This is a genomic window from Dissulfurispira sp., assembly GCF_036745535.1.
Taxonomy (GTDB): domain Bacteria; phylum Nitrospirota; class Thermodesulfovibrionia; order Thermodesulfovibrionales; family Dissulfurispiraceae; genus Dissulfurispira.
Genome location: NZ_DAIOFX010000001.1, coordinates 14,662 through 28,352, shown reverse-complemented (window position 1 = coordinate 28,352; position 13,691 = coordinate 14,662). Strand labels below are relative to the sequence as shown.

14 protein-coding genes are annotated in these 13,691 nt (G+C 44.2%); 7 read left to right on the top strand and 7 right to left on the bottom strand.

Annotation, left to right across the window (positions count from 1 at the left end; all coding sequences use genetic code 11):
• Positions 1-2: 2 nt before the first annotated feature.
• The gene (gene aroC / locus V7L97_RS00145) at positions 3-1,205 is read right to left on the bottom strand and encodes a chorismate synthase (RefSeq protein ID WP_333652041.1); all 1,203 of its coding nucleotides are present in this window, start codon (positions 1,203-1,205) and stop codon (positions 3-5) included.
• Between the two features lie 90 nt (positions 1,206-1,295).
• On the opposite strand from aroC, the gene V7L97_RS00140 reads away from it, so the two are divergent.
• From V7L97_RS00140 to V7L97_RS00120, 5 genes are all read left to right on the top strand, one after another.
• On the top strand, positions 1,296-1,697 hold the full coding sequence (locus tag V7L97_RS00140) for a helix-turn-helix domain-containing protein (protein ID WP_333652038.1): 402 nt from the start codon (positions 1,296-1,298) through the stop codon (positions 1,695-1,697).
• 122 nt (positions 1,698-1,819) lie between these two features.
• Positions 1,820-3,520, top strand: a complete 1,701-nt coding sequence (locus V7L97_RS00135) for a phospholipase D-like domain-containing protein (RefSeq protein ID WP_333652035.1) — start codon at positions 1,820-1,822, stop codon at positions 3,518-3,520.
• Between the two features lie 8 nt (positions 3,521-3,528).
• Positions 3,529-3,855: a phospholipase D-like domain-containing protein gene (locus tag V7L97_RS00130; RefSeq protein WP_333652033.1), complete on the top strand. Its 327-nt coding sequence runs from the start codon at positions 3,529-3,531 to the stop codon at positions 3,853-3,855.
• A 49-nt stretch (positions 3,856-3,904) separates the two neighbouring features.
• Positions 3,905-5,806, top strand: a complete 1,902-nt coding sequence (glgB, locus tag V7L97_RS00125; protein WP_333652031.1) for a 1,4-alpha-glucan branching protein GlgB — start codon at positions 3,905-3,907, stop codon at positions 5,804-5,806.
• A 131-nt stretch (positions 5,807-5,937) separates the two neighbouring features.
• Positions 5,938-6,132, top strand: a complete 195-nt coding sequence (locus V7L97_RS00120) for a YtxH domain-containing protein (protein WP_333652029.1) — start codon at positions 5,938-5,940, stop codon at positions 6,130-6,132.
• A gap of 4 nt (positions 6,133-6,136) precedes the next feature.
• Here the strand turns inward: V7L97_RS00120 and V7L97_RS00115 are convergent, their stop codons facing one another.
• The 3 genes from V7L97_RS00115 to V7L97_RS00105 form a co-directional block, all read right to left on the bottom strand.
• Positions 6,137-6,598, bottom strand: a complete 462-nt coding sequence (locus V7L97_RS00115) for a response regulator (RefSeq protein ID WP_333652027.1) — start codon at positions 6,596-6,598, stop codon at positions 6,137-6,139.
• A 19-nt stretch (positions 6,599-6,617) separates the two neighbouring features.
• On the bottom strand, positions 6,618-7,814 hold the full coding sequence (locus tag V7L97_RS00110; protein WP_333652025.1) for a type IV pilus twitching motility protein PilT: 1,197 nt from the start codon (positions 7,812-7,814) through the stop codon (positions 6,618-6,620).
• 87 nt (positions 7,815-7,901) lie between these two features.
• Positions 7,902-8,975 carry a type IV pilus twitching motility protein PilT gene (locus tag V7L97_RS00105; protein ID WP_333652023.1) on the bottom strand — a complete coding sequence of 358 codons (1,074 nt, stop codon included), beginning with the start codon at positions 8,973-8,975 and terminating at the stop codon, positions 7,902-7,904.
• A gap of 133 nt (positions 8,976-9,108) precedes the next feature.
• Between V7L97_RS00105 and secA the strand changes: the two genes are divergently transcribed.
• Positions 9,109-11,781: a preprotein translocase subunit SecA gene (gene secA / locus V7L97_RS00100; protein WP_442891713.1), complete on the top strand. Its 2,673-nt coding sequence runs from the start codon at positions 9,109-9,111 to the stop codon at positions 11,779-11,781.
• Positions 11,782-11,911: 130 nt separating this feature from the next.
• Here the strand turns inward: secA and V7L97_RS00095 are convergent, their stop codons facing one another.
• Positions 11,912-12,634 (bottom strand): hypothetical protein, encoded by a 723-nt coding sequence (locus V7L97_RS00095; protein WP_333652019.1) that lies wholly within the window; start codon positions 12,632-12,634, stop codon positions 11,912-11,914.
• On the opposite strand from V7L97_RS00095, the gene V7L97_RS00090 reads away from it, so the two are divergent.
• Positions 12,633-12,761 carry a hypothetical protein gene (locus V7L97_RS00090; protein WP_333652016.1) on the top strand — a complete coding sequence of 43 codons (129 nt, stop codon included), beginning with the start codon at positions 12,633-12,635 and terminating at the stop codon, positions 12,759-12,761. The genes V7L97_RS00095 and V7L97_RS00090 overlap by 2 nt on opposite strands.
• 141 nt (positions 12,762-12,902) lie before the next feature.
• On the opposite strand, the gene V7L97_RS00085 is transcribed toward V7L97_RS00090, so the two are convergent.
• Complete coding sequence (locus V7L97_RS00085) at positions 12,903-13,076, bottom strand: hypothetical protein (RefSeq protein WP_333652014.1); 174 nt, start codon at positions 13,074-13,076, stop codon at positions 12,903-12,905.
• A 50-nt stretch (positions 13,077-13,126) separates the two neighbouring features.
• On the bottom strand, positions 13,127-13,627 hold the full coding sequence (locus tag V7L97_RS00080; RefSeq protein WP_333652012.1) for a cupin domain-containing protein: 501 nt from the start codon (positions 13,625-13,627) through the stop codon (positions 13,127-13,129).
• Between the last annotated feature and the right edge of the window lie 64 nt (positions 13,628-13,691).

Below are 13,691 nucleotides of genomic sequence, written 5' to 3'. Positions count from 1 at the left end.
GACTAAAACTGTTTCAAATACTCAATATACGAATTAAAGTTCCTCTTTGTCTCCTCTATACTGTCTCCGCCGAATTTTTCTAAAAAGGCGTCGGCAACTACAATTGCTGTCATTGCCTCTCCGATAACAGCAGCAGCAGGGACTGCGCATGTATCAGAACGCTCGTATGCAGCCTCAAAAGGCTCTTTTGTTATTATGTCTACAGATCGCAATGGTTTTCTCAGAGTAGGGATAGGCTTCATTGCTGCTCTGATAACAATCGGCATTCCGTTTGTCATGCCACCTTCGATTCCTCCGGCATGATTTGTCTTTCTATAAAATCCAGACTGCTGACCGCTGATTGCTGACTGCTGACTGCTATAGAATATCTCATCCATAACCTCTGAGCCGAACCTCTCAGCCATTTCAAAACCTGTTCCAATCTCTACCCCTTTTATTGCCTGAATTCCCATCAATGCCTGCGAAAGCCTTCCATCGAGTCTTTTATCCCACTGTATATGGCTTCCGAGACCAACAGGGAGCCCTGTTGCAAATACCTCAAATACTCCTCCAAGTGTATCTCCTTTCTTTGCAGCAGTGTCTATTAATTCCACCATTTTCTTTGACGCATCCTCATCAGGGCATCTTACAGAAGATTCTTCGGTCTTTTTGAAGATTTCTTTGAAATTTGAAATTTGAAATTTGAAATTTGAAATTTTTACGTTGCCTATTTGTATCACATAACTTCCGATATTTATTCCGAACTCCGAAAGAAATTTTTTAGCGACTGCACCAACGGCAACGCGCATGGCTGTCTCCCTTGCGCTTGAGCGTTCAAGGATATTCCTTATGTCTTTATGACCATATTTTAAAGCGCCTGCAAGGTCTGCGTGTCCTGGCCTTGGCCTTGTTACAGGAGGGATGGAGCCTGCGTATTTTTCATCTGATGACATGCCTTCCTGCCAGTTTTTCCAATCTCTATTTTCTATGAGGAGGGATATGGGAGAGCCTATGGTCTTTCCCCACCTCACACCGGAGATTATCTCTGCATGGTCGCTCTCGATCTTCATCCTGCCGCCACGTCCGTATCCCATCTGTCTCCTTTTGAGTTCTTTATCGATGTCCTCTGATGACAGCGGAAGTCCTGATGGAATGCCTTCGAGGATGCCCATTAATCCCTTGCCGTGGGATTCGCCTGCTGTAAGAAACCTGAGCTTGTTTGTCATGCTTTTAAGATAACCTAAATAGATATTGTCGTCAATGATTTTATCGCTTATAATTGAGATACACGAACAAAATCTTTAAAAGGGGCATTGATGGACATTGCAGACCGCAATGATGAAGTGTTGAAACGGCTTGAGATAATACGTCTCCTGACAACAGGCATGCCCCCTGAGGATATTGCATCGCAATTTAATATAGATATTGAATATCTCTATAGGATAAATGCAGCATTTTCACTGAGTGGTGTTTCCGGGATACTTTCAGGGCCTGATATTAGAAATTGGCTTGACAGTTTAAATAAAGACGACCCCATAATAAGAAGGCTGGAGATGATACGGCTGCTCAGGTCTGGCACACCTCCCCATGTAATTGCTAAACAGTATAATGCTGTCCCGGATTATATATGCAGGCTAAATGATAGGTTCTCCAAAAAACGGAGTTATCGGGATACTGACAGAGGACGATTTCCAGAAATTCCGTCTAATCCATCCTGATGTTATCCGCATCTGCTCTTTTAATCTCCATGGAACACACCAAACGGGACCAACAAAATAATCTGGAGTAGCCCATATAGGAGTCTTTGCTGTAATAGAGTAAAGCAGCAGACAGGATTTTTATGCCTCACAGAGCCGGATATTTTGCCATCGCCTGTCAATGGGATCACCACTGCCATGACTTGCTCGAGTCTATACGTGGTAGATTCCAGCACATGCTCTCTGAGTTGGGAGAACTGGAGCATCAGAGTGCATGGGATATGAAATCCCTTTTAAATTACTATAAGAAGTGGCACTACAACAAGGAACTCTATCATTTTACAATCAATGACATAGGCAGAAAACAATTTGTAATAAACTCCCTCGGATACAGAGGCTATGGGGTGAATATGGATTTGCTCGGGGCACTGGAGGCAGCGAAAAATGAACATGCAGGACATCTCTACTGGTTGATGGAAGAGAGATTTAAAAGACATATAGACTTTACAAAAAGGACAATATACCTGCCGCAGGAACTTATCGATTCGATGGATTCTCACTATATAATTACAGAGCTGTGCAAAAAACTAAGATGGAATCCTGAAGAAAACATTCCCAGAGCGGCATATCCTGTGGGTTTAAATCCCGGCCATTATTTCCATGTTATGGGAGGAACCCCATGGCCGGTCAATACCGCCATTTTTCAGAAGCTATTTTTAAATCTTGGCAACTCCTCGATGACGATTATGAAAGGCAGCATGGGTTACCATAATGTCCTTTACTGCGGTGAATGGGGAGACAACTGGCAGAAGTGGCAGACGCACAGGCTTCCCCTTTTTCCATATGAAAGCTGCCACGGCCGCATAAAACATGTCACATTCTCTTACATAATCCACAGGGATGGCAGATCTATTCCATCAAAGTACGACTATAAATTTGCCACCCTCGATGACTTTCATAAAGGATGGATTGATCTCGGTGACTTCCATGACCCTTACTTCAAAACAGAAAATAACTACCCCACATGCGAACTCAATCAGGAGGAATTACAGCAGGCGCTGAAAATGATAAATAACGAATACGATAGCCTCCCTATACGCCCTTTCTTTACAAGGGGCAATACATGGGATACAGGTCATCCTGTCCATGAAATCCACAGGCATATTGATTGGGTGATAGAACGAAAAGGGAATGACCGGAGAGGCAGACATTATATACTGATTGCAATGTTTGACTTTGATAATTATCATGTGGCAGAACATCTTATTTATGCAAAGAACAATGGTATCGATATAGAGTGTATTGCTGATTGGGCTTCCATAAGTTCTATGAACTGCACAGAAAATGTTGCGAGGATGAGACGTGCAGGGATTCCCATATATGGTGTGGTGCGAAACACCCCGTGCAATTCATCCGAAGGCATTGCGAGCATGCATACAAAGTTTATCATCTTTGACGGAGAGGTAGCCCATTCAGGCTCATACAATCTGCATTTTCACCTCTGGGGCGGAAACTGGGAAAACGGGCTTGTTTATTACTCAAGGGATTTTGCCCTCCTTTACTCAAACATCTATAATGCCATAAGGGGAGGAGTTATACAGAGACTGCATGTCGATCCACAGGAACGATATAACCTCTACTACAGTTTCGGCAGTTATTACACGTCATGGAGAGACTATTACCGGCCGCAGGATGCCATTATAACAGAGATAAACAATGCAAGACATTCTATAATTGTGGCCATGTTTGATATGGACTATCTTACAGGTATATCATCCCATGATAGTCATGAAACCGATGTAATAACCGCCCTTATCAATGCAAGGAATAGGGGGTCAGGGTAAGGATAATAATGAATGGAATGGTCACCCATACCGGGCCTCTGCCGGAGCCGTGGGATAGGGATTTTCGCAGGCCATTAAAGGACCCTATCCAGCGGCTTAAAGACGCATGGATGGAGGTTACTTACGTTTATTACCGGGAGGGCATATACTCTCCTTTACATCATAAGTTTGCGGTTTTTGATAATTACACGGTCATAACCGAGTCCTGCAACTGGTGTAGAGTAAGCACTTATTCGGATGAGGTCCTTTCAGTAATAAAGGACAGAAGAATAGCCATGGAGTTTATAAACGAGGCTGACAGGCTATGCAGATCCTTCAGACTTGGATGGGAATAGGTTTAGATTATGATAGAATATTAAAAATAAATATTCACGGAAGGAGAATATGAAAAAGAGAGTTCTTACAGACTTTGACCTCCACCTTATAGGCGAGGGCACGCATTACAAGAATTATGAAAAACTCGGAGCCCATGTTGTTGAGGTTAATGGAGTAAAGGGAGTCCACTTTGCTGTCTGGGCGCCTAATGCCAAAAGGGTAAGCGTTATCGGTGATTTTAATCACTGGGATGGAAAAAAGCATCCAATGAAGCTCCTCGGCGATTCGGGCATATGGGAGATATTTATTCCTGGCCTCGATGAGGGGGAATTATATAAGTTCGAAGTCAAATCAAAGTACAGGGGCTATAAGGAGCAAAAGGCAGACCCCTTTGCCTTCTATTTTGAGGTGAGGCCGAAGAGCGCTGCCATTGTATATAACATAGAAAACAAGCACCAGTGGCAGGATGCTGAGTGGATGGAGATTAGAAGGAAGAAAAACTGGTTCGAATCTCCGGTTGCTATTTATGAAGTGCATTTAGGCTCATGGATGCGTGTGCCAGAAGACAATAACAGGTTCCTTACATACAGAGAACTTGCGGATAAACTGATACCTTATGTCAAGGAACTCGGGTTTACACATATAGAGCTTTTGCCTATTTCAGAGCACCCCCTCGATGCCTCCTGGGGTTACCAGACTATAGGATATTTTGCACCAACGAGCAGGCACGGCAGGCCCGAAGACCTTATGTATTTTGTTGATAAATGCCACCAGAATGAAATCGGCGTAATAATAGACTGGGTTCCTGCCCATTTCCCGAAGGATGCCCATGGCCTCGGCTATTTTGACGGCACATGCCTTTATGAACATGAAGACCCGAGGAAGGGCGAACACAGGGATTGGGGAACGCTGATATTTAATTACGGAAGGAATGAAGTAACAAATTATCTGATCTCAAATGCCCTTTTCTGGCTCGAAAAATACCATATTGACGGATTGAGAGTGGATGCGGTTGCATCAATGCTATATCTCGACTATTCAAGAGAACCGGGAGACTGGATACCAAATATCTACGGAGGCAATGAAAACCTCGAGGCAATAGATTTTTTAAAGAAACTCAACGAGGTCGTGCATCAATACCATCCCGGCGTTCTCACAATAGCCGAGGAATCTACGGCATGGACAGGTGTATCAAGGCCGACATACTTAGGCGGACTCGGCTTCAGCATGAAGTGGAATATGGGCTGGATGCACGATACTCTGGAATATTTTTCAAAAGACCCTATCTATAGAAAGTACCATACAAATAATCTGACATTCAGTATGCTCTATGCATTTACTGAGAATTTTATTTTGCCCTTTTCCCACGATGAGGTTGTTCATGGCAAAAGGTCAATGCTGGATAAGATGCCGGGCGATACGTGGCAGAAATTCGCAAATCTGAGGGCACTTTTAGGATACATGTACGGACATCCGGGGAAAAAACTTCTATTCATGGGATCTGAATTCGGCCAGTGGCGTGAATGGAATTTTGACGAAAGCCTCGACTGGCATTTGCTGCAACACGAGCCTCATAAAAAATTACAGAGATTTCTCTCTGATTTGAACAATCTTTATATAACAGAACCTGCAATGCATGAGGTTGATTTTGAGTGGCACGGCTTTGAATGGATAGACTTCCATGACTCCGACAATAGTGTAATCTCGTTTATCAGAAGGGCAAAGAATCATGACGATTTCCTCGTATTTGTTTTTAATCTTACGCCGATTCCGAGGTTCGGATACAGGGTAGGGGTTCCGGGAGGCGGGTTTTACAGGGAGATTCTGAACAGCGACTCAGAGATATACTGGGGAGGCAATCTCGGAAACGCCGGCGGTGTCTATGCCGATAATGTGCCGTGCCATGCAAGACAATTCTCATTAAACCTTATTCTTCCTCCATTGTCTATATTGATACTCAAGCCTGCGTAAAAGTTCTTGACCATAATCCGTAATCATGGATGGCAGATATACCTCAAAGCGTGGCCTTGACGATTATAATAATATTATGTGTTATAGCTTACTTAATAGATGCGATAAATATGCGTTGCAGGAGGTCTGATATGAAGAGAGACGACAATATAGGATTGGTTGCACTCTTTTCCTTCCTTGTGGGAGGGCTTGTGGGTGCAGGGCTTGCCCTTGTTCTGGCGCCGCAATCCGGCAAGAAAACGAGAAGACAGATAATGGAGTTTGCAGGGGATGTGAAGGAGCAGGCTGCCGGGTATGCAGAAAGGCTGAAGGAAAAGGTGTTTTAGACATCTATCTTTTTCCCAGTTTCCTCAATGTCTCTTTATAGACCTTGTAAAACTGCTCGTTGTCGTCAATGGATTTCTTCAGGATATTCGCCAGATTTGGAATGTCGGATTTGTTAATCGCGACATTAACACTTTTTGAGAATGCCGTCATGTTATCGAGTGTTTTGAGATTCTGGCCTATAAGGGCAAGGAAGATATGCCTCCTTGAAACCATTGGCATGTTTTGAAAGAACTTCAATACTTCATTGTTTTCGGGAGAACTGCCTGCAAAGTTTTCGTTCAGGACAATCACATCATACTGGTTAAATCTCACCTTTTCGAGGGTATCGGCACTGCTTGTAGAAATATCTATTTTGTACTTCAGCTCCTTCAATGCTGAATTTATGACATTTTGCATCTCTGAATTGTCATCACATATAAGGGCTGTTTTAAAGCCTCCGCCGTACTCTTCTGTCTCGGGACTCATAATTAACACCTCACTTCAGTTATATTTTAGGTTTAAACTGCTGCTCCTTTATCTTTTTCTCGTATTCCTTGTCCAGTTTTAATCCTTCTATGGGCGTTGTTTTTTCTCCCCTTTTCGCCTTTATCATGTCGATGCCCCTGCCCACAATCGATTTTTTGGATGCGTACGCGAGGGCTGTGTCTTCTGTTATCTGTCCATCTTCGTAGAGTTTGATGATAGCGCTGTCAAATGTCTGCATCCCGAATGCCTCGCCTGTATCTATGATGTCATAGAATGTCTTGCCCTCGGATTCTCCATTGAGTATAGTGTCTTTCACCCTGATATTCGTTTTCATAATCTCCACAGCAGCTATCCTGCCTCCGCCTATTTTAGGCAACAGCCGCTGGCTCACAATCCATCTGACGGTATCGGCAAGGCGGATTCGCACCTGTTTTTCCTCCTCCTGCTCGAACATGCCGATAATCCTGTTTATGGTCTGTCCGGCATCTATTGTGTGGAGTGTTGAAAGGACAAGGTGTCCGGTCTCTGCTGCAGTCATGCCTATTTCGACAGTTTCCCTGTCCCTCATTTCACCTACGAGGATCACCTTTGGTGCCTGTCTCAACGCAGCCCTCAATCCATTTGCGAATGTATCAAAGTCTATTCCCATCTCCCTTTGATTGAAGGTAGCCTTTTTATGGGGATGAACGAATTCCACAGGGTCTTCGAGTGTGAGTACATGGACGGCCTTGTTTTGATTTATAATATCCAGAACCGCTGCCAGTGTTGATGATTTACCGCTGCCTGTTGCACCTGTTACCAAGACAAGACCGTTTTTCTCCTCTGCTATCTGGGACAGGACTTCAGGCAGTTTTAAATCTGAAAGGGATGGAATGCGTGTAGCAAGCTGTCTTAAGACTATGGAATAGGCACCCCTCTGTGAGAATACATTTACCCTGAACCTTGCCTTTTCGGGAAGTGCATAGGAAAAGTCGCATGAGCCTTCGCTGATAAGGTTTTCTGTAAGACGCCTGTCCGAGTTTATCAAATTCATGGCGATTATTTCTGTCTGGAATGGAGTCAGTGTTTCTATGGCATTGTTTTCGAACGTCACAGGGACAAGCTGTCCTGCAGACTCTACCTGCGCTGGTTTGCCAACCGTAAAGTTAAGGTCGGAGACATTTGAGTGGCTGTCCAGCATTGTGGATAGTATGTAATCTATTTCAGGTTTTCTCATAAATCCCTCTTTTATTAAGCTGTCAGCTATCAGCTTTCAGCTATTTCTTTCATGCTGATTGCTGAGGGCTGACCGCTGATTGCTTATTTAGAACTCCGGCGGAGGCTCTTTCAGATACTGCACAAACTTTTGTTTATCTATTGCCTTGTCGTAAGCATCTTCCGGGCTTATCCATTTTTTTAATAGAAGCTCCATTATTGCATCGTCCAGTGTCTGCATTCCATACTTTTTCCCTGTCTGCATTGCCGAAGGTATCTGGTGTGTTTTGGCTTCCCTTATTAAGGCGCCTACTGCATATGTGCAGACTAAAATTTCCAATGCTGCGCATCTTCCTTTTTTGTCCACCCTCTTAAACAGGTTCTGGGCAATTACCCCTTTCAAGCTTTCGGACAGGGTTGTCCTTATCTGTGCCTGCTGATGCGAAGGGAAGACATCTATTATTCTGTCCACGGTCTTCGGTGCATTTGTGGTATGAAGTGTGCCGAATACGAGATGTCCGGTGGCTGCTGCTTCAAGCGCCAGTTGGATAGTCTCGAGGTCTCTCATTTCTCCAACGAGTATGATGTCGGGGTCTTCTCTCAATGCACTCCTCAACGCGGAGGCAAATGATCTTGTATGTGTTCCTAATTCCCTGTGGTTAACTATGCAGCCCTGGCTTTTATGTACGAACTCTATAGGGTCTTCTATCGTGATTATATGGTCTTTACGGTTTTTATTTGCATAATCTATGATCGCAGCCAGCGTGGTGGATTTACCGCTTCCTGTGGGCCCTGTAACCAGTACCATCCCTTTGCCGAGCATTGCAAACTTCTTGCATATAGGTGGAAGCCCAAGCTGCTCTATGGTCATGATCTCGCTCGGGATGAGCCTGAATACCGATCCTATGCCGTATTTTTGAAGAAATAGGTTGCAGCGAAACCTTGCCATGCCGGGGATTTCATAGCCGAAGTCCACATCCCCTGTCTCTTCAAAGACCTTGATCTTATCTTCAGGCGTGATTTCATAGAGCATCCCCCTCAACTCATCATTATCCAGGACATTGTATTGAACCCTCTCCATATCGCCCCTGATGCGCAGGACAGGCTGCTGACCCGAAACCAGATGGAGGTCTGAGGCTCCCTGATCGAGCATGAGCTTAAAAAAAGCATCGATTTTTGCCATTTTAATCTCCTTTTTTAGAAAGGTAATCTGCAAAGATAATCAGAACATATCAAACGACATATTTTTTGTCAAGGACTGTCCTTGCTTGCACAAAACATCTGTGGTTGTTTACTATAATAAAGAAGGAGATGAAATTATGGTAAGTATCTTACAGAAGATATTCGGCACAAAGAACGAGAGGGAATTAAAGAGACTATTCGAGTTTGTCGATGAAATAAACAGCCTCGAACCTCTAATTTCATCCCTCAGCAACGACCAGTTGAAGGCAAAGACAGAGGAATTCAGAACAAGGCTTGAATCAGGCGAGAGCCTCGATGATATTCTGAAAGAGGCATTTGCCGTTGTCAGGGAAGTCTCAAAACGTCTTTTGAATATGAGACACTTCGATGTGCAGCTTATCGGCGGAATTGTGCTCCACGAAGGAAAGATAGCAGAGATGAAGACAGGCGAGGGCAAGACCCTCGTTGCTACTCTGCCTGTATATCTCAATGCACTCGACGGAAGGGGAGTTCATGTAGTTACCGTGAACGACTACCTCGCAAAAAGGGATGTCCAGTGGATGGGAGTTATTTACAACTTTTTAGGGCTCTCTGTGGGCGTGATACAGCACGACAACTCATTCCTTTTCGACCCAACATATACCTCCCATGACAAGCGTTTTAATCTTCTCAGGCCATGCACGAGGAGGGAGGCGTACTTTGCAGATATAACCTACGGCACCAATAATGAGTTCGGCTTCGATTATTTAAGGGATAATATGAAATACGATCCCTCTGATTTCGCCCAGAGGGAATTGAACTATGCAATCGTTGACGAGGTGGACAGCATCCTTATAGACGAGGCGAGAACCCCGCTTATAATATCTGGCCCTTCAGAAGAATCAACGGACAAGTATTACAAGGTGAATAAGATAATACCGAGCCTTAAGGCCGAAGCAGACTTCAAGATAGACGAAAAGCTCAAGAATGTTGTTCTTACAGAGTCAGGAAGCTCAAAGGTCGAAAGACTCCTCGGTGTCGGCAATCTCTATGACCCATCGAATATAGAGCTCGTCCACCATGTGCTTCAGGCATTGAGGGCTCACCATCTCTTTAAGAAGGATGTAGATTATGTTGTTAAGGAAGGAGAGGTCATCATTGTCGATGAGTTCACAGGCAGGCTCATGCCGGGCAGGCGCTGGAGCGACGGACTGCATCAGGCAATCGAGGCTAAGGAGGGAGTGAAGATAGAAAGCGAAAACCAGACCCTCGCAACCATAACCTTCCAGAACTTCTTTAGAATGTACAATAAGCTCGCAGGTATGACAGGCACGGCAGACACAGAGGCAGAGGAGTTTGCGAAGATATACAACCTCGATGTTGTTGTTATACCCACAAACAGGCCCATGATAAGAAACGACTATCCCGATGTTATATACAAAAGCGAAAAGGCAAAGTTCGATGCAGTTATAAATGACATCGAAGAATGCAATAAAAAGGGACAGCCTGTCCTTGTGGGAACTACATCAATAGAAAAATCAGAGGTATTAAGCCACCTACTCAAAAAGAAGGGAATAAAACACTCTGTCCTTAACGCCAAATACCATGAGAGAGAGGCAGAGATTATTGCTCAGGCTGGAAGGTTAGCTGCTGTGACCATTGCAACAAATATGGCGGGCAGGGGTACAGATATTATATTAGGCGGCAATCCCGACGTTCTTGCAAGGGAGTTATTGAAGGATAAAAAGGAATATACGGAAGACGATTTTAAGACAGCGTATGAGAAGGCAAAAGATATATGCGATAAGGAAAAGGAGCAGGTTCTGTCAGCAGGAGGCCTTCATATAATCGGCACGGAGCGTCACGAGGCAAGGAGAATAGACAATCAGCTCCGCGGAAGGTCAGGAAGGCAGGGCGACCCCGGATCTTCGAGATTCTACCTCTCCCTCGAAGACGACCTCATGAGGATATTCGGCTCTGACAGGATAAACGGCCTTATGAACCTGCTGAAGATGGATGAGAGCATACCCATAGAAAATAAAATGGTGACAAAGGCCATAGAGAATGCACAAAAGAAGGTGGAGGCCCACAACTTCGACATAAGAAAACATCTGCTCGAATACGATGATGTGATGAACAAGCAGAGGAAGGAGATATACTCGTTCAGGCGGGAGGTGCTGGAAAGCGAGTCTCTAAAGGACAAGATATTCGAGATTATAGAAAATGAGGTAGATGAACTCCTCTCCATATATTGTCCTGATGCCGGCGAATGGAATTTGAACGGTCTCAAGGATGCAGTTTACGGCCTGTTCTCCGTGGACCTGCAGCTTGAGGAGTCGAGCCTCGATGAAATGGGCAATTTCATTGCCTCAAAGGCAAAGGAGGCGTACGAGAACAAGGAGAGGGAAGCAGGCCCTGAATTCATGCGTTACATAGAAAAGATGGTGCTCCTTCAGGTCATAGATGCCCAGTGGAAAGACCATCTTTTAAGCATAGACCATATAAAAGAGGGCATAGGATTGAGGGGATATGCCCAGAGGGATCCCCTTGTCGAATATAAAAAAGAGGCATTCGAACTCTTTGCCGACATGTCCCGAAGGATCAATACAGAAGTTTTAATGAGGCTTTTCAAGATTCAGGTGAGACATGAAGAGAAATCAGAGATAAAGATGAAGTCTCAACAAAGGCTTGTTTATAACCGTGGAGACGGCGATTCTTTATCACAGTCAGGGCAGCAGCCCGTGCATAAAGAGAAAAAGATCGGAAGAAACGACCCATGCCCATGCGGAAGCGGAAAGAAATACAAAAAGTGCTGCGGAGCGAGTTAGGGTTTTTATCTTAAACTGTCCTTAATTTCTTCGAGATAGCTCAACATTATATCGGAATCAATCATTATTTTATTGTAAATCCGCAATGCAGCCTCTCTGTCAGCCCCGAATGTTTCGAGGGTCTTGCTTGTTAGCTCGTGAATATCCTTGCGAAGGGTGCATATTTGCTTGTAAATATTAGAATCTCCTGCGAGCTTTTTCCCTCGTTATCGAGCCACTTGCCGAGCATGCATGACTCGCGGCCAGGCAGATGCGAAGGATGAAAATCTGCATGTCCTTTCAGGTGTTCGCCTAATTTGTGGATGCACAGAGTGTGGTTCGTCTTCAACAGGTCGATCATAATTGCGGTCTTTCTGCCTGTCTCCACCGCTGTCTTGCCATCGGATATTGCAGACAGGGATGCCTCCGTCACGGTATCTGCAGCGGCTATTGTCCTGTTTATCATATCTGTGGAATTAGAGGAAATAACTGTCTGCTCCTTCAGAGCATCGGCAGCCCATCGAAGGCTGCCCAGAATATTCTGCAGAGGCTCTGATATATCCTGAGAAAAATCTCCTGAACCGGCAGCTTCGGCCATTGCGTGGGTAATTTTTTCCGATGCCTCTATAATGGTGTTATTTGTGCCGGCCGATTCCGAATTTATCTTTGCAAGGATATCGGATACCTCTTTTATCAGGTCCGCTATGATTTTTGATTCATCCATTGCAGAAGAAAGGCTTCCTGAGATTTCCATATCCGTAGATGCCTCTATTGATTTGTTCATTGTATGAAGATTCGCATGAGTTGCCAGTTCCTGAATCATCGACAGATTATTGTTTATTTGTGAGGTTTTTTCGGAGAATTCTTCCAGCATGGCACAGATCTCTGTTGAAGATTCATTCAATCTTCCGATAGACGCCTTGTCCGGCGATCCTGAATTCTTTGTTGTCTCCATTATAATAGAGCGGCTTAATGCAGCAGTCGCCGATGATATTTTGTAGCCTGTATGATCTGTTTCTCGGCTTCTTTTATGGTCTCGTTTGTAATTCTCATCAGGTCGGCCACGGATATAAAACCGTCGTTTGCCTTCATCGGTCCAAAAAGGCTCGAAAGAGGCTTTGCTGCTGCCGAATTTTTATCCTTTATGCCTTTATTACGAGACCGCAACCGCCGTTTTTGATTTTGTTTAATGCCTGCAACCCGTTGGCAACATCGTCTATATTTTTAAAGCCTATTTGATAGAGAAGATTGACAATAATTGTTCTTATAGGAAGGTAGTCGTCAGCGACCAGTATTTTGGTTTCTAAATAAGACATAGTGTTAAATCTTATCAGTTTTTAGCATGGAAGTGAACAAAATGTGAGGACTAACTGCCGGATATTTTCTTCACAGGCTTGGGCCTGTCCCTTTTTGCATTTACGATGCAGAAGAATCCGAATGGCTCGTCATAAGGGTTTGCGAGTTGATGCACGGTATCGGGCGCTACATAAGCAGTATCGAGATAATTTAAGGAATATGTCTTTTCCCCTATCCGAATTTTTCCCTTACCCCTTATGCACACTACCACATGTTCATGCCTGTGTCTTTCGAGGCTGCTGTATCCATCGGGCTCTATCTCAAAATATCTGAGGTGGAATTTGCAGGTCTCTCCTTGATTTCCGATTAACACATTTCTTGAAATAGCTGACCAGCCGCCGTCCTTTTGTTTGTATTTTTCTGTTTTGACACCGCTCCACCTGAAATTGCCTTTATACCTGTATATTCTATTGCTGTCATCCCTTGCCCCTTTATTTCGCGGAGACCTCCAGTCGCAGGATGGTGCATGTTCAGAATTTTTTTTTGTATTTGATGGATTGGCCCTTTTCATTATTATTGATTATATACAATTCGGGATTTTGCTTGCAAAAGTGTTATCCCGAGGCTATAATGTA

What these genes read in the sequence shown, in the direction of transcription:
- V7L97_RS00085 (WP_333652014.1), bottom strand. Translation starts at nt 13,076, where the DNA reads ATGTCTTATTTAGAAACCAAAATACTGGTCGCTGACGACTACCTTCCT.
- V7L97_RS00110 (WP_333652025.1), bottom strand. Translation starts at nt 7,814, where the DNA reads ATGAGAAAACCTGAAATAGATTACATACTATCCACAATGCTGGACAGC.
- aroC (WP_333652041.1), bottom strand. Translation starts at nt 1,205, where the DNA reads ATGACAAACAAGCTCAGGTTTCTTACAGCAGGCGAATCCCACGGCAAG.
- V7L97_RS00130 (WP_333652033.1), top strand. Translation starts at nt 3,529, where the DNA reads ATGAATGGAATGGTCACCCATACCGGGCCTCTGCCGGAGCCGTGGGAT.
- V7L97_RS00080 (WP_333652012.1), bottom strand. Translation starts at nt 13,627, where the DNA reads ATGAAAAGGGCCAATCCATCAAATACAAAAAAAAATTCTGAACATGCA.
- V7L97_RS00105 (WP_333652023.1), bottom strand. Translation starts at nt 8,975, where the DNA reads ATGGCAAAAATCGATGCTTTTTTTAAGCTCATGCTCGATCAGGGAGCC.
- V7L97_RS00115 (WP_333652027.1), bottom strand. Translation starts at nt 6,598, where the DNA reads ATGAGTCCCGAGACAGAAGAGTACGGCGGAGGCTTTAAAACAGCCCTT.
- V7L97_RS00090 (WP_333652016.1), top strand. Translation starts at nt 12,633, where the DNA reads ATGGCACAGATCTCTGTTGAAGATTCATTCAATCTTCCGATAGACGCC.
- V7L97_RS00135 (WP_333652035.1), top strand. Translation starts at nt 1,820, where the DNA reads ATGCCTCACAGAGCCGGATATTTTGCCATCGCCTGTCAATGGGATCAC.
- glgB (WP_333652031.1), top strand. Translation starts at nt 3,905, where the DNA reads ATGAAAAAGAGAGTTCTTACAGACTTTGACCTCCACCTTATAGGCGAG.
- V7L97_RS00120 (WP_333652029.1), top strand. Translation starts at nt 5,938, where the DNA reads ATGAAGAGAGACGACAATATAGGATTGGTTGCACTCTTTTCCTTCCTT.
- V7L97_RS00095 (WP_333652019.1), bottom strand. Translation starts at nt 12,634, where the DNA reads ATGCTGGAAGAATTCTCCGAAAAAACCTCACAAATAAACAATAATCTG.
- V7L97_RS00140 (WP_333652038.1), top strand. Translation starts at nt 1,296, where the DNA reads ATGGACATTGCAGACCGCAATGATGAAGTGTTGAAACGGCTTGAGATA.